Source organism: Bradyrhizobium sp. USDA 3364, assembly GCF_054056355.1.
Window position 1 is genome coordinate 8,070,370 of sequence record NZ_JBSRYG010000002.1, and the last position, 18,406, is coordinate 8,088,775.

Consider the following 18,406-nt stretch of genomic DNA (forward strand, 5'->3'; position numbering starts at 1 on the left):
CGCAATCATCATGACGCGCCGGCTTTTTGCTGCCCCGTGGCACGGGTAGTTTCGCAGGATCGTCACGACGTCGCGGTGAGCCCGACCTCGCGCCGTCGGCGGCCGAGAATCGCGAGCATCACCAGCGCGCCGACCGAGCAGACAAGCGCGAGCTCGAGCACGGCCTCGCTGCCGACCCGCGTCAGCAGCGAGGCCAGCAGCGGCGGCGATGCCGCCGAGATCAGGTTCATCGGCAGCGCGATATGCGAGCTTGCCTTGGCGAACGCGCCCTTGTCGTAGAACACCAGCGGGATCGTCGCGCGCGCCACCGCAAGTGCGCCGCTGCCGAGGCCGTAGATCAGGATGAAGGCCGCGATCGCCCAGTGGCTGCCGTGGCCGGCGATCAGGATCAGCATCGCGACCGGCCGCAGCGTGCCCGCGACGAGCCCGGTCGTGATGCCGTCCCAGCGGCCGCCGCCGAGGAAGTCGATCGCGCGCGCCGACACCTGCACGATGCCGAGCGTGGAACCGAACGCGACCGCCTCGGCCGCTGACAGCCCCTGTGCCTTCAACAACTCGACCAGCACGGCGCTGAAGCCGAAACTGACGAACGCGTTGAGCCCGATCGCCGCGACCACCAGAACGAACGTACCCCTGCCCGCCGCGGGTGGCGCGGCCGCACTGTCCGGCGAGGATGCGGCTTTGGCCTTGCCGACTGCCCGGCGCGGCAGCCCGAACGTATAGAGCGGCAGGCAGATCAACAGCATCGCCGCGGCATAGACCAGGCAGGTGCCGCGCCAGCCCAGGGCCTCGGCGAGGAACGCCGTGGTCGGCCAGAAGATGCTGCTCGACAATCCGGTGACCAGCATCAGCGCGCCGATCGCGCACTTCGCGTTCCGCCCGGCCACCTCGTTCAGCATGATGTAGGCGGCCGTGCTCAGCGCCGCGCTGCCGGCGGCACCGAGGATCGTCCAGGCGATGAAGTACAGTACCGCCTGATGGGCGCTGGCCAGCGCCACGAAACCGAGCCCAGCAACCATGCTGCCGGTCATCATGACGCGCCGCGCACCGAGGCGCCGGAACGGCTCCGCCAGCAGCGGTCCGCACAGGCCCATGGTCACGTACAGGGTCGAGGTCCCGGCGAAGACGGTTGGAAGCGTGATCTGAAGGTCGGCCGCCATCCGGTTGCCGACGATGGCCGGCAGGCCTAGGGTCCCCCACCCGAACACTTGCGCAATGGCAAGCACGAGCAGGACGCCCGCGATCTGCCTGTCCATTCCGAGGAACCGTGCCCGGTCCACCACCGCCATGACCACCCACCGCGCTTCAACCAAACGCTTTGGCTAACCGACGCGGCATGACGGTATCATGACTGGTGCCGCCCGAACCCGGCTCGGGCCCAGCGGGATCCCCAGGATTGCGGATGGATACGGATCGTTACGGGTAGTGCTCGAGACGGCGGTCGGGCTTTTTCGGATGGCTCGCGCCGACCGTGGTGCCGTCAGCGCTTTCCCCCGGCTTCGCCGGGCGCGCCGCCTTCTCGATCGGCGGGCCGCTATCGCCGGTCTTCTTGTTGTTGTTCAGCGCCTGACCGGTGGTGGTCACATTGGCGGCGGCCTGCCCGGTCCCCCCTGCCCCGGCCGAAGGACCGGAGCTCTGCGCCAACACGGTTCCCGACAGCACCAATGCCGCCATCAGTATCGCCGCGTTGATTGTCATGGAGGGCCCTTCTGCGCAAGAATGATGCACAGCAACGCGCCGCTGCCACGGACGTTCCGCCGATCCACTCATTTAAGGTAAATGCATGGCGAATTTCCCCTGCCTGCCAGGACCTATGGCACAACGCACAGCGTGCTTGGCTCCATCAGCCATGTGCCGCGGACGGGCTGTGCAGCGCCGCCCCGCGATACTCGGCCCACGCCTGCCGCAGGATTTGCACCGACGAGGTGAGGAAAATCACCGCCATCACGGCTGCGACTGCAAGGTCGGGCCATGCGGTGGCCGTTCCCCACACGCCGAGAGCGGCCAGCATCACGATGAGATTGCCGATCGCGTCGTTGCGCGAGCAGAGCCAGACCGAGCGGACGTTGGCGTCGCCGTCCTTGTACGGGAGCAGAAGCAGAACAGACGTCAAATTCGCTGCAAGCGCCAACACCCCTATTGCGCCCATCACCTCGGCTTTCGGAACACCGAGAATGAGCGTCTGGTAGACGGTCGAGCCGACGACCCAGAGCGCCATCAGGCTCAACGAAGCGCCCTTGAGCAACGCCGCCGACGCACGCACTCGCAGGCCGGCGCCGATCACGGCAAGACTCAATCCGTAGGTGACCGTATCGGCAAGGAAGTCGAGCGCATCGGCCTTCAGCGCCTGCGATCCGGCAAGCTGACCCGCGATCATCTCGGTCAGGAACATCGCGCCATTGATGCCGATGACCGTCCAGAGCACGCGCTTGTAGCGCGGATCGAGCCCGTCAAACACCGGCACGCCGCCCGAGCAGCACGACGCTTCACTGGTCTGACGGACCGTGGCCGCCGTCACGCCCGCCCTTTTCGGCAGCACCAAAGGCGGTGGTGCGCAGCACGCGCTCGTCGTCTGCTTGCAGCAATCGTCGCTCATCAAACGTCCTTCCGACGCCAAGGTGGACCCGCACCGCGATCCATTCAAGTCCATCCGCTCGACGCCGCCCGCATCGAACCATCATGTTCCCCGGCCTGAGACCGGCCCCGAATCATATCAGTTCGACATCACCGGCGCGATCCGACCTTCAGGTTTCGACGCCCGCAACTCAAAGCCCTTCACGATGGCGAAGATCGCGGGGATCACGATCAGCGTCAGCAACGTCGAGGAGATCATACCGCCGATCATCGGGACCGCGATGCGCTGCATGATCTCCGAGCCGGTGCCGGTGCTCCACATGATCGGCAACAACCCGGCCATGATCGCCACGACCGTCATCATCTTCGGCCGCACGCGTTCGACCGCGCCCTCGATGATTGCCCCATGCAGGTCGTCGCGGCCGACCGTCCGCCCCTCGGCGGCACAACGGGCCCTCGCCTCGTCCAGCGCCTGGTTGAGATAGATCAGCATGACGACGCCGGTCTCGGCCGCGACGCCGGCCAGCGCGATGAAGCCGACCGCGACCGCAACCGACAGGTTGAAGCCGAGCGCCCACATCAGCCACAGTCCGCCGACCAGCGCGAATGGCAGCGACAGCATCACGATCATGGTCTCCGCCACCGAGCGGAAGTTGAGGTAGAGCAAGAGGAAGATGATCAGGAGCGTTACCGGCACCACGATCTTGAGCCGCGCCGCGGCGCGCTCGAGGTATTCGTACTGCCCGCTCCACACCAGATAGGTTCCGGGCGGAAATGACACGCTCGCCTGCACCGCGCGCTGGGCGTCGGCGACATAGCCGCCGAGATCGCGGTCGCGGATGTCGACATAGATGTAGGTCGCGAGTTGCCCGTTCTCGGTGCGGATCGAGCTCGGTCCGCGCGCCGGCTTGACGTCGGCGACTTCGCCGAGCGGCACGGCGCCGCCGGCCGGCATCGGCACCAGGATGTCGCTGGCGATCGCTTTCGGATTGTCGCGCAGGTCGCGCGGGTAGCGCATGTTGACGGTGAAGCGCTGTCGCCCCTCGACCGTCGTGGTCACGCTCTGGCCGCCGAGCGCGGTCGCGATCGTGTCCTGCACGTCCTGCACCGCGATGCCGTAGCGCGCCAGCGCCTCGCGGTTCGGCGTGATCTCGAGATAGTAGCCGCCGAGGCTGCGCTCGGCATAGGCCGACGAGGTGCCGGGCACGGTCTTCAACACCTGCTCGACCTGGCGCGCGAGCTTGTCGATCACGGCAAGATCCGGACCAATCGCCTTGACGCCGACGGGCGTGCGGATGCCGGTCGAGAGCATGTCGATGCGGGCCTTGATCGGCATCGTCCAGGCATTGGAGACGCCGGGGAATTGCAGCGCCTTGTCCATCTCGGCGATCAGGCCGTCGAGTGTGACGCCCTTGCGCCATTCCTGCTTCGGCTTGAGGTTGACGACGGTCTCGAACATTTCCGACGGCGCCGGATCGGTCGCGGTCGCGGCGCGGCCGGCCTTGCCATAGACCGAGGCGACCTCGGGAAAGCCCCTGATGATCCGGTTCTGGGTCTGCATCAGTTCGGACGCCTTGGTCACCGAGATGCCCGGCAGCGTGGTCGGCATGTAGAGCAGCGTGCCTTCGTTGAGATCGGGCATGAACTCGGTGCCGAGCTGCCGCGCCGGCCAGACCGTGACCGCGAGCGCGCCGAGCGCCAGCACGATCACCAGCGTCTTGGCCCGCAATACGCCGTTGATGACCGGACGGTAGATCCAGATCAGGAAGCGGTTGATCGGATTCCTGTGCTCGGGAATGATCTTGCCGCGGACGAAGATCACCATCAGCGCCGGCACCAGCGTCACCGACAGCAGCGCCGCCGCCGCCATCGCAAACGTCTTGGTGAAGGCGAGCGGCGAGAACAGCCGGCCCTCCTGCGATTCCAGCGTGAAGATCGGCATGAACGACACGGTGATGATCAGCAGGCTGAAGAACAGCGCCGGGCCCACTTCGGCCGCGGCCTCGATCAGGATCGCGATACGCGACCGGCCGGGCTCGGCGCGCTCCAGATGCTTGTGCGCGTTTTCGATCATCACGATCGCCGCATCGATCATGGCGCCGATCGCGATCGCGATGCCGCCGAGGCTCATGATGTTGGAGCCGATCCCGAAGAACTTCATCGCGCCGAACGCCATCAGCACGCCGACCGGCAACATCAGGATCGCGACCAGCGCGCTGCGCACGTGCAGCAGGAACACGAAGCAGACCAGCGCGACCACGACGCTCTCCTCGAGCAGCGTACGCTTCAGCGTCTCGATCGCCGCATAGATCAAATTGGAGCGGTCGTAGACCGGCACGATCTCGACCGATTTCGGCAGGCTGGTCGCGATCTCCTTGAACCGCTTCTTGACGTTCTCGATCACGTCGAGCGCATTCATCCCGAAGCGCTGCAGCACGATGCCGCTCGCCACCTCGCCCTCGCCGTTGAGCTCGGCGATGCCGCGTCGCTCGTCGGGGCCGAGCTCGACGCGGGCGACGTCGCGCAGCAAGACCGGCGTGCCGTTGTCCGTCTTCAGCACGACATTGCCGAGGTCGTTGATGTCCTTCAGGTAGCCCTTGCCGCGGATGACATATTCGAACTCGGAGAGCTCGACGGTGCGGCCGCCGACATCGGCATTGCTGGCGCGGATCGCATCGCGCATCCGCGCCATGGTGATGCCGCGGTCGCGCATCCGCTGCGGATCGAGGATCACATTGTACTGCTTGACGAAGCCGCCGACGCTTGCGACCTCGGCGACGCCTTCGGCCCTGGCCAGCGCGAATTTCAGGTTCCAGTCCTGGATGGTGCGGGTGTCGGCAAGGTTGAGCTGCTTCGACATCACGGCATATTGGTAGACCCAGCCGACGCCGGTCGCGTCGGGACCGATGGTCGGCGACACCCCTGCCGGCAGCCGCTGCGCCGCACTGTTGAGGAATTCGAGCACGCGCGAGCGCGCCCAGTATATGTCGGTTCCGTCCTCGAAGATGACGTAGACGAAGGAGACGCCGAAGAACGAGAAGCCGCGCACGACCTTCGATTTCGGCACCGTCAGCATCGCCGTCGTCAAGGGATAGGTGACCTGGTCCTCGATCACCTGCGGCGCTTGCCCCGGATATTCGGTGTAGACGATCACTTGGGTGTCCGAGAGATCGGGGATCGCATCGAGTGGCAGGTGCAGCAGCGCGTAGAGACCCGCGGCCGCCGCGAAGCCGGTACCGAACAGCACCAGCAGCAGGTTGCGCGCCGACCAGGCGATGACGCGGGCAATCATGGCTTGCCTCCATCCATCGTCGCACCCTCGCCCGCCGCCTGCTTGGCGCCGGCTTCGGCAAAGCCCTTGATCGCCGCCTTCAGATTGCTTTCGGCATCGATCAGGAAGGTGGCCGATGTCACCACCGCGTCGCCCTCGGCGATCCCGTCACGGATTTCGACATAGCCGTCGCCACGCCGCCCGAGCTTGACCTCGCGCGGCTCGAACCGTCCGTTGCCGCGGTCGAGCAACACGGTCTGGCGGCTGCCGGTGTCGAGGATGGAATTGTCGGCCACCGTGAGTACCGGCGCCGCGCTGCCGGTGTCGATCTCGGCATCGACATACATGTCGGGCAGGAGCGCGAGATCGGCATTTTGCAACTCGATCCGCACCCGCGCCGTGCGCGTGTCCTTGTTGACCTGCGGGTAGATCACGCTGATCTGGCCCGCGAACGTGCGGCCGGGATAGCTGCGCGCCCGCACCGTGACCTTCTGCCCGACCACGATGTTGCCGAGGTCGCGTTCGGCGACATCGACCAGCGCCCACACGACCGAGACATCGGCGACACGGAACAGCACGTCGCCCGGCTGGGCGCGCATGCCCTCGATGGCAGCACGTTGCAGCACGATGCCGTCGCGTGGCGAGGTCCACGGGATTGCGATCGGGACCGTACGGCTCTTCTCCATCTCGGCGATCACGGCCTCGGGGACGTCGAGATTGGTCAGCCGCTGCTTGGAGCCTCGTCCGTAAGGCTCGATGCCGGCGGTCGCCTTCGACGAGATGGTCGCGACATATTCGGCCGCGGCGGACGATATCGCGGGGCTATAGACCTCCATCAACGGCTGTCCCTTTGTCACCCGGCTGCCGGTCGTGACGTCGGCGACCTTCTGCACATAGCTCTCCGCCCGCATCGCGATCACGGAGACGCGGCGTTCGTCGAGCTGGATCGTGCCGGGGGCGCGGACCAGCGTGCGAATGCGGCGCATCTCGGCCGGCTCCGATTTGACGCCGGTGCGCTGGATCTTGCCGGGCGACAGCGTGATCGAACCGTCGTCGCTGTCCTCGCCGTCATAGACGGGGATGTAATCCATCCCCATGGAATCCTTCTTCGGTCCCGGCGAGGTATCGGGAAGCCCCATCGGGTTGCGATAATATTTGACCTTGCGCTCGCTCTTCGCGGCCTCGGACTTCGCGTCCGCCGGCTGCCCGGGCTCGCCGGATTGCGCATCGCCTTCCTGGAAAACCGGCAGATAGTCACGCCCGTCGGGCGTCTTCTTCGGCGTCGCCGAGTAGAGCGGCTTGCCGTCGGGATCGCGGTAATAGATCGGCGCAGCGCCCTCAGCCGCTTGCGCGGCAGCTACAATGGCAGCGGTCGCCTTGCTCGGCGGCAAACCGCGGCCGATCCACGCGGCGCCTGCCGCTGCGACGATCGCAGCGGCAGCGCCGGCCCAGATGAGGCGGCTCATTGCTCGGCCGTGACGACGAGCTTGTTCTCGACCGAGCCGGTCTCGCCCTGCACCTTGGCACCGAGCGACAATTGCCAGCGGCCGGCCATGCCGAAAGTTGCCTTGAACCGATAGATGCCGGGCTCGGCGCCCGGCATCGGCGTCACCTTGGTGGCCATCTCCTGCATGCCGTCCGGCGCCATGTCGAGCCGGGTCGAGAAGATGACCGCGTCGGGCACGGACTTTCCGGTGCTCTTGTCGACCAGCCGCACCGTGACGATACGATCGGCTCCGGCCTTGACGGTCGGCTGCACGAGCTGGAATTCGTAGTTCTTGATCTCGGCATGGGCGGGCGCGTCGGCCAGGGCAACACCGATCAGCGCGGCCGCAGCGGCGCGCGCGAGGTGGAGAGACTTCATAATTTTGATCCTCGATAGGTCTGATGAACCGCGTGAGCGGCATGCAGCGGCACGCGCGCTGTCAGGCGCACGCGTCAGCGATCAGGCGCTTTGAGCGCCCGTCAGACGTTGGTTCGAGGCGGATGATCCGGCGGCTTGGCGCCAAGGCCGTCGAGCAGGCGGTCGTCGCGCGCGGCGAAGGCGCTCTGCGACGGCGCGCGTGCGATCAACGACATCGCTCCGCCGGGCGCGGGCAGCGAGACGCTGAGCATGCACAGCGCAAGGAATGGACAATCGTCGCAGCCCTTGCTCTTGGTCTGGTCCGGGCAGCACGGCATGTTGTCAGCCATCGCTTGCCCCGACATGGCTTCGTCGGACATGACGTGGTCCGACATGGCCATATCATCGTGGCCAGACATCGCCTGCATGGCGGTGGACGATGCATCGACCATCCGGGCAAACGCCGGCGCCACGGGCGCGAGCAACAGCCCGGCCGCGACAAGCAGCAGAATCCAGAGATTGACGAGCCGCCTCACATGCATGCCCGCTTGTCGCACGGATCGGCGGAACCTGCAAATCCGTGCGACTTCACGATCGCGCCAGTAGCGCCTCACGCCTGCTTCAACACCGCCGGGTCGACCGGCATCTTGCGCAGCCGCTTGCCGGTCGCAGCATAGATCGCGTTGCTGATCGCAGGCACGCTGCCAGAGGTCCCGGTCTCGCCCATGCCGCCGGGCGGCTCGGTGCTCGGCACGATATGAACCTCGATGGCCGGGGCCTGATCGATGCGCAACATCTGGTAGCTGTCGAAGTTGGTCTGCTCGACGCGCCCATCCTTCAGCGTGATCTCGCCGTAGAGCGCGGCGGTGACACCGAAATTGATGCCGCTCTGCAACTGCGCCTGCACGGTGTCAGGATTGACCACGGTGCCGCAGTCCATCGCGCAGACGACGCGATGGACACGGACCGAGCCGTCCTTGGCGACCTCGACCTCGGCAATTTGCGCGAGGTAGCTGCCGAACACGAATTGCAGCGACACGCCGCGTCCGCGCCCGGCCGGCAGCTTGCCGCCCCAGCCGGCCTTGGCTGCCGCGAGCTCCAGCGCCGCCTTGGCGCGCGGCGACTTGCCGAGCAACGCCTTGCGATACTCGACCGGGTCCTGCTTGGCGGCCGCCGCCATCTCGTCGATCATGCTTTCGGCGACGAATACGTTGTGCGATGGCCCGACGCTGCGCCAGAACGCGGTCGGGATGCCTGGCGGTTCGACCCGGACATATTCGACGTGGAAGTTCGGAATGTCGTAGACGAGATCGATCGCGCCCTCGGTGGTATCGCCGTCGAGACCGTTGCGGAACGCCGGGGGCGCCCAGCGCGCGATGACCGACGAACCGGCAAAGCGGTTGTTCCAGGCAACCGGCTTGCCCAATGCATCGAGGCCGACCGAGATCCGGTCGAACCAGTACGGCCGGTACATGTCGTGCTGGATGTCCTCCTCGCGGGTCCACACCACCTTGACCGGCGCGTCGACCTGCTTGGCGATCTGCACGGCGCGAATGACGCCATCGACCTCGAGCCTGCGGCCAAAGCCGCCGCCGAGCAAATGATTGTGCACCACGACCTTCTCCGGCGGCAGGTTCAGCATCTTCGCGGCCACCGCCTGCACGCGCGAGAGTGCCTGATTGCCGACCCAGATCTCGCAACCATCGGGGCGAACGTGCACGGTGCAGTTCATCGGCTCCATCGTCGCATGGGCGAGGAACGGCAGCTGATAGGTCGCCTCGATCTTCGTCGCTGCGCCCGCCATCGCCTTGTCGGCGTCGCCGATATTCTGCGCGACGGCGCCCAGCTTCGTGGTGGCGGCTTCGAGCTCGCGCGCGATGTCTGCTGTCGCGAGCTTGGCATGCGGCCCCTCGTCCCACTCGATCGTGAGCGCCGCGAGACCTTTCTTCGCCGCTCCCATGTGGTCGGCCACCACGGCGACGGCATCATCGAGCGTCACGATCTGGCGCACGCCGTTGACGGCTTTCGCCGCCGCATCATCCACGCGCTTGACCCGCCCGCCGAACACCGGCGACTGCGCCAGCGTCGCGACCTTCACCCCGGGCGGCCGCGCGTCGATACCGTAGACCGCCGTGCCGTTGATCTTGGAGGGCGTATCGAGCCGCTTGGCCGGCGTGCCGATCAGCTTGAACTCGGCCGGGCTCTTCAGCGTCACATTCTCCGGCACCGGCATCTGCGCCGCGTCGGCCGCCAGTTCGCCGTAACTCGCTTTGCGTCCCGAGGCCGCATGAAGCACCTCGCCGTTCTCGGCGCGGCACGACGCGGGCTCGACGTTCCAGCGCTTCGCTGCGGCTCCGACCAGCATCGCCTTCGCGGTGGCGCCCGCCTTGCGCATCGGCTGCCAGGCGCCGCGCATCGCATTCGAATTGCCGGTGGCCTGCACGCCGAGCAGCGGGTTGGCGTAAAGCTTGTCGCTCGGCGGCGCATGCTCGAGCTGCACCTGATTGAGGCCGATCTCGAGCTCCTCGGCGATCAGCATCGGGATCGAGGTGTAGGTGCCCTGCCCCATCTCGACATAAGGCATGGTCAGCACCACCTTGCCGTCGCCGCCGATCCTGACGAAGGCATTCGGCGCGAAGCCATCGGCGGCCGCGGCCTCGCTCTCCCGTCCCGCGAACGGCAGGCTCACGCTGAGCAGCAGGCCGCCGCCGGCCACAGCCGTCGCACGGAGAAAATTGCGCCGCGACAGGTCGGCAGCGCGCTCAGACAGATTGTCGATCAGCGTCATGGCTCAACCTCCCGACTGCGCGGCTTGCTTGATGGCGTCGCGAATGCGGACATAGGTGCCGCAGCGGCAGATATTGCCCGACATCGCCTCGTCGATATCGGCGTCGGTCGGCTTCGACTTGCTTGCCAGCAGCGCGGCAGCCGACATGATCTGCCCCGACTGGCAGTAGCCGCATTGCGGCACCTCATGCGCGAGCCAGGCGTCCTGGATCTTCTTGCCGGCCGCCGTCCTGCCGACCGCCTCGATGGTCGTGATCTTGGAATCGCCGATGCTGTCGATCGTCGTGATGCAGGAGCGCACCGCGGTGTCGTCGAGATGCACCGTGCAGGCACCGCACAGCGCCATGCCGCAGCCGAACTTGGTGCCGGTCATGCCGAGCACGTCGCGCAGCACCCACAGTAGCGGCGTGTCGCCGTCGGCATCGACCGAATGATTGGTCCCATTGATTGTGATCTGGAAAGGCATCTGACCCTCCTGTCCTGGTTCGAGCCCTCGCGCGGACCACGCCCCTCCGGGCGCGACCGGCCAAATTCCGAAGCAATCGAGCGCTGCCTCGCGCCAATTGCTCACTCATGGTAATAAATAGAAATCCTACGTGCTATAAGCGCCGCTTTGATCCGCAATGAAATAACCATTGGTTTATAATCATGGACCGACTGACCAGCATGTCCGTGTTCGCCCGCGTCGCCGATCTCGGCTCCTTCACCGCCGCGGCCAAGGAATTGCGGATGTCCCCGACCATGATCGGCAAGCATATCCGCTTTCTCGAGGACCGGCTCGGCTCGCAATTGATCAACCGCTCCACCCGGCGGCAGGGGCTCACCGAGCTCGGCCGCAGCTATCTCGATCACTGCAAGCACCTGCTGGTGGAGGCCGAGGCCGGCGATGCGCTGGTCGAGGAAGCCCTGAGCGCGCCGCGCGGCAAACTTCGCGTGGCGACCTCGGTTGCCTTCGGATCATACAGCCTGGCACCCGCGTTGGTCCGCTTCATGAACAAGTACCCTGAAGTCTCGGTCGACCTCGTGCTCAGCGACAAGATGGTCGATCTGCTCGAGGAAGGGCTGGATGCCGCGATCCGGGTCGGCACGCTGACCGACTCCACGATGATGTCGCGCTCGCTGTCGCCCTACACCGGCGTGGTCTGCGCCGCGCCGCGCTATCTCGCCGAGCGCGGCACGCCGACCCATCCAAGGGATCTCGCCGCCCATGAATGCCTGCGCTATCCCGGCTGGTCGGACGCGCGGCGATGGTCCTTCTACGGGCCGGAGGGCGAAGTCCATGTCGACGTCGAGAGCCGGCTCACCATCAACAACGCGTTCGGCATCCGCTATGCGGCACTCGCCGGCGCCGGCATCGTGCTGATGCGCGACGAGCTGCTGGCCGACGACATCGCCGCGGGACGGCTGCAGGTGCTGCTGCCGAACTACACGACGCAGGCTCGCGCGCGCCAGATCCTGTGGCCGAAGAACCGCAAGATGACGCCAAAGCTCCGCGCCCTGATCGACTTCATCGTGGAGACGTATGGGTGATCATCGCGAGAACGCGATTGTACGGCTCGTGATACCGCAACAAACTCGCCGTCGTCCCGGCGAAGGCCGCGACCCATAACCCCAAATGCAAATTGTTACACGATAGCGGAACGACAAGTCCCGTCGACAACGCCGGCCGCGGCGTATGGGTCCCGCCTTCGCCGGGACGACGACGCTGTTATGCTGCCGCGGTAGCGTGACCCAACCCGCCACTCCCTCACCTCACCAGAGCCTCGACCTCCTTACGGAACGCCTGGCGCGAGGCGTCGCGGGAGTAGAACATGTGGCCGCCCGGATAGACCGCGAGCTTGGTGCGATCCGAACCCGCGAACGCCGGCAGTTGGTCGAGGATGATCTTGGATGCGAAGTACGGCGTGGCGAGATCGAACAGGCCGTGGCCGACGAGAAGCTTCAGCTTCGGGTCGAGCGCCAGCATCTGGCGCAGCTGCGTCACCGACTCCGCCGGATTGATGCCGTGACCGAATTCCCACGCCTTGTTCACGCTCTCGCTGAGCAGATGATAGGAGCCGTCCGGCCGCCAGTTCAGCTTGCGCGTGGTGAGATCGACGGCGGCGCTGGTCAGCGGCGCCATCAGGGGATCGCCGGACGGGTCGTTGAAGCGGAAGTAGCTGGAGTCCGGATAGGGATCGAAGCCCTCGACCGAGGCGTCGTAGCGGCCCGTGACCTTGCCGTTCTTGCGATCGAACTCGCGGCGGAATTCGCCGATGTCGAAACGGCCGGCGAGCCTGCGGCTCATCGCCTGGTCGATGCCGGTCAGGCTTGCGACCTTGTCGGCGAGCCGCGTGGTGGCTTCACTGTCGGCCTGGCCCTTGACGAGGTCGAGCAGGAAATCGCCGCGCGCATAGCTCTCGACGTCGGCGAGATCCTCGCGGGTCACCGGCCGCTTGGCCTGCCGCGCCACCGCCGCCATGGTCGGCAGGCTCGCGACATATTGCAGCATGCTGGAGCCGGTGTATTCGCGGAAATCGAGCACCGGCGAGATCAGCACCAGGCCGCGCACGCCGACGCCCTGCTGCATTTGCAGATTGCGCACCACCTTGGGCCCGCGGATGCCGCCATAGCTTTCGCCGACGACATATTTCGGCGAGGTCAGCCGATCGTATTTCTCCAGCCAGCGCCGGATCACCAGCGCGACCGAATTGGCGTCACCGTCGACGGTGAAGAAGCGCTTGCGCGCGTCCTCCGAAGTGGTGACGAAGCGGCTGTAGCCGGTGCCGACGGGATCGATGAAGACGAGATCGGTGAAATCGAGCCAGGTGTCGGCATTCGCCTGCAACTCCGGCGCGGCCGAGGACACCGCGCCATCGAACGGCAGCCGCCACGGCCCGACATTGCCGAGTTGCAGCCAGGCCGACGCGGACCCCGGCCCGCCATTGAACAGGAACATGACCGGACGGTTCGCCTTGTCGGCGCCGTCGAGCTGGTAGGAGGTGTAGGCGATGTCGGCGAGCGGCTCGCCCTTGTCGTCGAACACGCGGATCGAGCCCGCGGTCGCGCTGAAGTTCAGCGTCCGGTTGGGCAGCGCCACCGATTGCTTTGTGGTGGAGTCCGGCGGCAGGCGGTGCTGCTCGGCCGTCGACGCGCTGGCCGCGGCGTTGGCGCCGGAGCCGGTCTCGCCGCGTCCTGCCCGCCCCTTCTGCCCGCTTGGGCTCTGACCGCTTGGGGCCTGCGCGCTCGGCGACGGCGATGGCTGCGGCATCTCATCGTCGGCCCGCGCCGCGGTTGCGACGCAGGCTACCAGCAACGCCGCCGCGCACCGTGTCGCAAAACTGTTAGCCATGCCGTTCACTCCCTGGGGCGACGTTTACGCATTCCACCCATTAACTGCGCTAGCCTGACGGCGCCGGTGTGGCATGCGGTCCGTTCCCGGACCATCTCGACAAGGCCGCCCGGGATGTATAGACGAGCGCGGCGTGTTCCGTGCCAAACGAGTTCGTGAGCGATGGCCAGCTCCAAGCGGTATGACAAGATCGCCTTCGTCGCCAGCCCGAGCGCGGAAGCGCAGTCGGCGCTCGAGCAGCTGACCGGGATGTACGGCAATCATCCACCTGCCGATGCCGACGTCGTGGTCGCGCTCGGCGGCGACGGATTGATGCTGCAGACGCTGCACGCCAACATGCGCAGCGGCAAGCCGATCTACGGCATGCATCGCGGCACCGTCGGCTTCCTGATGAACGAATACTCGACGCATGATCTGCGCACCCGGCTTGCCGCCGCGCGGGAGTCGCTGATCAATCCGCTCCTGATGCGCGCAACCGACATCCACGGCGCCGTGCACCTGCATCACGCCATCAACGAGGTGGCGCTGTTCCGCCAGACCTACCAGGTCGCCAAACTGCGCATCCTGATCGATGAGCATGAGCGGATGCCCGAGCTGATGGCCGACGGCATCCTGGTGGCGACGCCGGCCGGATCGACCGCCTACAACCTCTCCGCCCAGGGGCCGATCCTGCCGATCAACGCTGCGCTGTTGGCGCTGACCCCGATCAGCGCGTTCCGGCCGCGGCGCTGGCGCGGGGCGCTGCTGCCGAATTCCGCCTTCGTGGTGATCGAGGTGATCGAGGGCGAAAAGCGCCCGGTCGCCGCCGTCGCCGACCATGACGAGGTCCGCGACGTCCGCCGGGTCGAGATCCTGTCCGACAAGACGATTGCGATGCGGATGCTGTTCGACCCCGGCCATTCGCTGGAGGAGCGCATCCTGCGCGAGCAGTTCGGCTACTGACGGCGGCCCCCCTGCCCGGCAACCAATCATTAACCCCGGGCGGGATATGGTTAACGTCGGGTAATACCGCGTTGGCCCGGTATGCCCCTTCGGGACCGGACCATGTATCGCATCGATTTCAACAAGCTGCGGTTCTTGATTTGCGACGACAATCCGCACATGCGCCGCATCCTGCGGACGCTGCTGCATTCGTTCGGCGCGCGCGAAGTGTATGAGGCCGAGGACGGCGCCACCGCGCTCGAGATGTATACCCACTACGTGCCCGACATCGTCATCACCGACTGGTCGATGCCGATCTTCGACGGGCTCGAGCTCGCGCAGATGATCCGGCAGCCGGAATCCAAGGGCAATCCCTACGCGCCGATCATCATGCTGACCGGACATTCCGAGAAGCGCCGCGTCACCGTGGCGCGCGATGCCGGGGTCACCGAATTCCTGGCCAAGCCGATCTCGGCCAAGGGCCTCTATCAGCGCATCATGAACGTGGTCGCCAATCCGCGCCCGTTCATCAAGACCAAGACCTATTTCGGCCCCGACCGGCGCCGCAACACCACCAACACCTATATCGGCCCCGAACGCCGCGGCAGCGGCGAGGTCGAGATCCTGCAGCAGCCGTCGCTGCTCGAGAAGGCACGTTCCGCGATCTAGGACACCGTCATGGCCAAGGAAAATTCCAAGGACAAACCGGGCACCATCGAGGTCAAGAGCTTCGGCACGCATCACGTGATCACGCAGCCCAATCCGCTGCGCAAGGTGCTGCTGCGGGTCCCCGAGAGCGATCTCGACGATCCGGTCGGCCGCGCCGAAAAGGCGCTCGCCGGGCTGTCGGGCGAGTTCAAGGAATGGATGACAATCGAGGCCGACCGCCTCTCCGCCGCGCACGTCACGGTGCTGCGCGAGGGCTTCAACGACAAGACGCGCGAGGAGCTGTTCCGCGCCGCGCACGACATCAAGGGCGACGCCGCAACGTTCGGCTATCCGTCGGCAGCGGCCGCGGCCGAGAGCCTGTGCCGCATCATCGAGCACGCACCCGACCTCGCCGCGGTGCCGCCGCAGCTGATCGCCCATCACATCAACGCGGTGCAGGCGATCGTGCGCAACCGCACCAAGCTCGACACCGCTGTTGTCGCCGGCGTGCTGAGCAAGCAGCTCCGCGGCATCGCCGATGAATTCCTGACCCACGCCAACCGCGACCGCCCCGAGCATCTCGAGGCCATCCTCGCGCCGAGTATCGCACCCAGCGAATAGCGGCGCGGTCGGCCGCTCGCATTGCGGCAGCCATTCAAGCATTCAATCGGAAGGAACGCGGCCCTCAGGCCGCGATGAGATCGTCGTCGTAAGGCAGCACCGAGACCGCGTCTTCCGCGGCGAGCTCCTCGCAGAACACGCGCGCATCTTCGCGGGCCGATTCCGTCGCGAAGCGGCGCAGCAGAATCAGCAACGGCTCGGCCGCCGAATGATCGGTCTCGCAATGCGTCAGCACGCGCTCCACCATGCGGCGGTGCAGCCGCGTGGCGCCGTCGCCGCTGTCGACATAGCCGACCTCGTGGCTGGCCTCGAGCGCGACGCGGAATGCGGCGTAGGTCGATTCCGGCAGGCCGGCGCGCCGCAGCAGCGCCTGCAGGCCGTTGCCGCCGCGGTCGTTCAAGAGCGCGGAGACGCGGCCAAAGGGCATTCCGGACAGTTCGGCGAGCGCCGCGCCGAACAAATCGAGATTGCCCGACAGCAGCGCGCGCAGGATCAGCCCCGCGGTAAGCTGCCCGGTGGCGCGCAGATGCGTGATCAGGTTCTGCATGTCGTCGCCGAAGGCACGCGCGGCGATGTTCACCGTGGAGCGCTCCTTCGCCTCGCCGGCGATGCGGTCGGCGCGGTCGGCGCCGAGCCAGTTTCGCGCAACGACGAATTGCGCCAGCGTGTCGGAGAGCTTTGCGACCAACGCCAGCCGCGTCGCCGACGGCAGGTCCTCCAGCGCCAGCATCGATTCCCGGATCGCCGCGAGATGGCCGTGGCGCTCGACGATGCGGTCCCAGGAGAACGGCGCGAGGCCCGCATACGGATTCTCGATCAGCTCGAGCGCGGCCGCGGCGGAGCCGACCTCGGCGATCGCCGCGGCGACGGAGGCCGGCAAATTGACGCGGCGCGCGATCGCGCACTGCATCTCGTCGGAGCCGGTCGCGACGATGTCGACAAGGTCTGCATCGATCAAGAGCGGTGAGTGCTCCAGCACCGGCAGCGCGATCGCCGGCTGGTCGGCCGACAGCGCCTGCACGATCGCGGCAGGCGCCTCCGCGCTGTGGGCGAACACCTCGGCCATCGCCTGGCGCACCAGCGGCGACGGATCGTCGAGCAGCATCAGCAGCGCGCCTTCGGCCGCGATGCGGTCGTGCTCGGCGAGATCTGAAATGAGCCAAGCCCGGGCCAACGCCCGTGTCGCCTCTGCTCGCTCGCCTGCCGGAGCGGTCCTAATCCAACTAATGAACTGCCGAACGATCATGGTCCTGCCGGCTTACGCAACGAAAACGGCATCGACTTACGATGCCAACTACAAGGAAAAATAAACCATGACGCTTAACAAAGGGTTCACCATAAACGTTTGGGATTATTGACGTTTCGTTAAGACGGCGCCCGCGCGCGGCTGCAACGCAGCGGCTAGCTGTTGCTGTAGGTGCCGTTGGGGTCGCTGAACAGATCGAGCCGCCCGGGCGCGCGGACCTTCGGCGTCGCCGACCCAGTCAGCGAGGCGGAATTGCCCCAGAGTTCCTGCACCGCCGGCGAGATCGGTTCCGATCGGTCGCCGCCCTGGTAGAGCGAGCGGAAAGCCGGCGCCGGCTGTGCCGATGCGACGGCCGGGGTCACGCCGACCGACGATGCGGCACTGGCATTCGGGAAGGTCGAGAGATAGGACGCGGTGTCCATCGTCAGTGCCTGCGTCGGCGCCGCGCTTGCGATCGCGTAAGGCGACATGGTGCCGCCGCCTGCCGCGGCAAAGGCGGTGCGCGTGTCGTTGGAATTCGCGGCCGCAGCGTAGCGTGTGGTCAACACCGAGTAGACCTGCGAAACGCTGCGCGCACTGCCCGACTTGTCGTAGAAGATCGACTGGTTCGCCGCCGCCGCCTTCGGAAACATCGCGACGGCATTGGCGCTCGGGCTGTCCTCGGCGCTCGAGATGAGCTTGCCGGCGCCGCCGACGCCCATGAAATGCGCCATATAGAGTTCGGCGTCCGTCGGACGACGGCCGAGCGTGCCGGTGAGTTTGAAGCTGTTGGATTGCGTCAGCACCGCCGCCATCGAGGACGCCGCATCGGGATCATCGCGCAACTTCATGACCGCGCTACGCGCCGAGGGATCGCTGACCGAATAGCTGCCGTCGGAATTCTTGGTGATGGCGTCGGCATACTGGCCGTAGCCGAGCTGGCTGCCGGCCTCCTTGACTGTGCCGAGCCAGGTCTGGTCGATGAACTGATAAAGTCCATGCGCCGACGAGGTCGTGGCGCCGGCCCGCGGATTGAAATTGGATTCCATCTTCGCGGTGGTGAGCAGATATTCGAAGCTCGTGCCGGTGCTTGCGGCCGCCTGCTTGATCGAGCTCGCGACCTTCACGCGCGAAGGATCGACACCTGCCGAAGCCGTCGCTGTGAAGAGGTCGACCGCCATTGAT

General features: G+C 66.4%; 16 protein-coding genes. 4 read left to right on the forward strand and 12 right to left on the reverse strand.

Features of this window, described 5'->3' with window-relative positions:
- Positions 1 to 62: 62 nt before the first annotated feature.
- The 9 genes from ACVILL_RS38150 to ACVILL_RS38190 form a co-directional block, all read right to left on the reverse strand.
- On the reverse strand, positions 63 to 1,256 hold the full coding sequence (locus ACVILL_RS38150; protein WP_456733741.1) for an MFS transporter: 1,194 nt from the start codon (positions 1,254 to 1,256) through the stop codon (positions 63 to 65).
- Between the two features lie 160 nt (positions 1,257 to 1,416).
- On the reverse strand, positions 1,417 to 1,698 hold the full coding sequence (locus ACVILL_RS38155) for a hypothetical protein (RefSeq protein WP_456733742.1): 282 nt from the start codon (positions 1,696 to 1,698) through the stop codon (positions 1,417 to 1,419).
- 145 nt (positions 1,699 to 1,843) lie between these two features.
- A complete protein-coding gene (locus ACVILL_RS38160) occupies positions 1,844 to 2,596 on the reverse strand; it encodes a cation transporter (RefSeq protein ID WP_456733743.1) in 753 nt (250 codons plus the stop codon).
- Positions 2,597 to 2,713: 117 nt separating this feature from the next.
- Positions 2,714 to 5,866 (reverse strand): efflux RND transporter permease subunit, encoded by a 3,153-nt coding sequence (locus ACVILL_RS38165; protein ID WP_456733744.1) that lies wholly within the window; start codon positions 5,864 to 5,866, stop codon positions 2,714 to 2,716.
- On the reverse strand, positions 5,863 to 7,311 hold the full coding sequence (locus ACVILL_RS38170) for an efflux RND transporter periplasmic adaptor subunit (protein WP_456733745.1): 1,449 nt from the start codon (positions 7,309 to 7,311) through the stop codon (positions 5,863 to 5,865). The genes ACVILL_RS38165 and ACVILL_RS38170 overlap by 4 nt, the downstream gene beginning before the upstream one ends.
- Entirely contained in the window at positions 7,308 to 7,709 is a 402-nt protein-coding gene (locus ACVILL_RS38175) for a FixH family protein (protein WP_456733746.1), read from the reverse strand. The genes ACVILL_RS38170 and ACVILL_RS38175 overlap by 4 nt, the downstream gene beginning before the upstream one ends.
- A 101-nt stretch (positions 7,710 to 7,810) precedes the next feature.
- Positions 7,811 to 8,230 (reverse strand): hypothetical protein, encoded by a 420-nt coding sequence (locus tag ACVILL_RS38180; RefSeq protein ID WP_456733747.1) that lies wholly within the window; start codon positions 8,228 to 8,230, stop codon positions 7,811 to 7,813.
- Positions 8,231 to 8,298: 68 nt separating this feature from the next.
- Complete coding sequence (locus ACVILL_RS38185; RefSeq protein WP_456733748.1) at positions 8,299 to 10,476, reverse strand: molybdopterin cofactor-binding domain-containing protein; 2,178 nt, start codon at positions 10,474 to 10,476, stop codon at positions 8,299 to 8,301.
- A gap of 3 nt (positions 10,477 to 10,479) precedes the next feature.
- Positions 10,480 to 10,941 (reverse strand): (2Fe-2S)-binding protein, encoded by a 462-nt coding sequence (locus ACVILL_RS38190; protein ID WP_456733749.1) that lies wholly within the window; start codon positions 10,939 to 10,941, stop codon positions 10,480 to 10,482.
- A gap of 182 nt (positions 10,942 to 11,123) precedes the next feature.
- Between ACVILL_RS38190 and ACVILL_RS38195 the strand changes: the two genes are divergently transcribed.
- Positions 11,124 to 12,005, forward strand: coding sequence for a LysR substrate-binding domain-containing protein (locus ACVILL_RS38195; protein WP_456733750.1), 882 nt, complete (start codon positions 11,124 to 11,126; stop codon positions 12,003 to 12,005).
- Between the two features lie 217 nt (positions 12,006 to 12,222).
- Here ACVILL_RS38195 and ACVILL_RS38200 read toward each other — a convergent pair whose 3' ends face one another.
- A complete protein-coding gene (locus tag ACVILL_RS38200; protein WP_456733751.1) occupies positions 12,223 to 13,806 on the reverse strand; it encodes a S10 family peptidase in 1,584 nt (527 codons plus the stop codon).
- A 162-nt stretch (positions 13,807 to 13,968) separates the two neighbouring features.
- Here ACVILL_RS38200 and ACVILL_RS38205 point away from each other — a divergent pair, with 162 nt between their 5' ends.
- The 3 genes from ACVILL_RS38205 (at position 13,969) to ACVILL_RS38215 (ending at position 15,996) form a co-directional block, all read left to right on the forward strand.
- The gene (locus tag ACVILL_RS38205) at positions 13,969 to 14,748 is read left to right on the forward strand and encodes an NAD kinase (protein WP_456733752.1); all 780 of its coding nucleotides are present in this window, start codon (positions 13,969 to 13,971) and stop codon (positions 14,746 to 14,748) included.
- 102 nt (positions 14,749 to 14,850) lie between these two features.
- Positions 14,851 to 15,396, forward strand: a complete 546-nt coding sequence (locus tag ACVILL_RS38210; protein WP_050402868.1) for a response regulator — start codon at positions 14,851 to 14,853, stop codon at positions 15,394 to 15,396.
- A 9-nt stretch (positions 15,397 to 15,405) separates the two neighbouring features.
- Positions 15,406 to 15,996, forward strand: coding sequence for an Hpt domain-containing protein (locus ACVILL_RS38215; RefSeq protein ID WP_456733753.1), 591 nt, complete (start codon positions 15,406 to 15,408; stop codon positions 15,994 to 15,996).
- A gap of 64 nt (positions 15,997 to 16,060) precedes the next feature.
- On the opposite strand, the gene ACVILL_RS38220 is transcribed toward ACVILL_RS38215, so the two are convergent.
- Both ACVILL_RS38220 and ACVILL_RS38225 read right to left on the reverse strand, forming a co-directional pair.
- Positions 16,061 to 17,242, reverse strand: coding sequence for a DUF2336 domain-containing protein (locus tag ACVILL_RS38220; protein WP_456733754.1), 1,182 nt, complete (start codon positions 17,240 to 17,242; stop codon positions 16,061 to 16,063).
- 155 nt (positions 17,243 to 17,397) lie between these two features.
- A complete protein-coding gene (locus tag ACVILL_RS38225) occupies positions 17,398 to 18,402 on the reverse strand; it encodes a transglycosylase SLT domain-containing protein (RefSeq protein ID WP_456733755.1) in 1,005 nt (334 codons plus the stop codon).
- Between the last annotated feature and the right edge of the window lie 4 nt (positions 18,403 to 18,406).

Bases quoted from the DNA above. Each gene is read 5' to 3' on its own strand.
- ACVILL_RS38200 (WP_456733751.1), bottom strand. From the start codon at position 13,806: ATGGCTAACAGTTTTGCGACACGGTGCGCGGCGGCGTTGCTGGTAGCC.
- ACVILL_RS38165 (WP_456733744.1), bottom strand. From the start codon at position 5,866: ATGATTGCCCGCGTCATCGCCTGGTCGGCGCGCAACCTGCTGCTGGTG.
- ACVILL_RS38195 (WP_456733750.1), top strand. From the start codon at position 11,124: ATGGACCGACTGACCAGCATGTCCGTGTTCGCCCGCGTCGCCGATCTC.
- ACVILL_RS38225 (WP_456733755.1), bottom strand. From the start codon at position 18,402: ATGGCGGTCGACCTCTTCACAGCGACGGCTTCGGCAGGTGTCGATCCT.
- ACVILL_RS38155 (WP_456733742.1), bottom strand. From the start codon at position 1,698: ATGACAATCAACGCGGCGATACTGATGGCGGCATTGGTGCTGTCGGGA.
- ACVILL_RS38190 (WP_456733749.1), bottom strand. From the start codon at position 10,941: ATGCCTTTCCAGATCACAATCAATGGGACCAATCATTCGGTCGATGCC.
- ACVILL_RS38210 (WP_050402868.1), top strand. From the start codon at position 14,851: ATGTATCGCATCGATTTCAACAAGCTGCGGTTCTTGATTTGCGACGAC.
- ACVILL_RS38175 (WP_456733746.1), bottom strand. From the start codon at position 7,709: ATGAAGTCTCTCCACCTCGCGCGCGCCGCTGCGGCCGCGCTGATCGGT.
- ACVILL_RS38170 (WP_456733745.1), bottom strand. From the start codon at position 7,311: ATGAGCCGCCTCATCTGGGCCGGCGCTGCCGCTGCGATCGTCGCAGCG.
- ACVILL_RS38185 (WP_456733748.1), bottom strand. From the start codon at position 10,476: ATGACGCTGATCGACAATCTGTCTGAGCGCGCTGCCGACCTGTCGCGG.
- ACVILL_RS38160 (WP_456733743.1), bottom strand. From the start codon at position 2,596: ATGAGCGACGATTGCTGCAAGCAGACGACGAGCGCGTGCTGCGCACCA.
- ACVILL_RS38215 (WP_456733753.1), top strand. From the start codon at position 15,406: ATGGCCAAGGAAAATTCCAAGGACAAACCGGGCACCATCGAGGTCAAG.
- ACVILL_RS38180 (WP_456733747.1), bottom strand. From the start codon at position 8,230: ATGCATGTGAGGCGGCTCGTCAATCTCTGGATTCTGCTGCTTGTCGCG.
- ACVILL_RS38205 (WP_456733752.1), top strand. From the start codon at position 13,969: ATGGCCAGCTCCAAGCGGTATGACAAGATCGCCTTCGTCGCCAGCCCG.
- ACVILL_RS38150 (WP_456733741.1), bottom strand. From the start codon at position 1,256: ATGGACAGGCAGATCGCGGGCGTCCTGCTCGTGCTTGCCATTGCGCAA.
- ACVILL_RS38220 (WP_456733754.1), bottom strand. From the start codon at position 17,242: ATGATCGTTCGGCAGTTCATTAGTTGGATTAGGACCGCTCCGGCAGGC.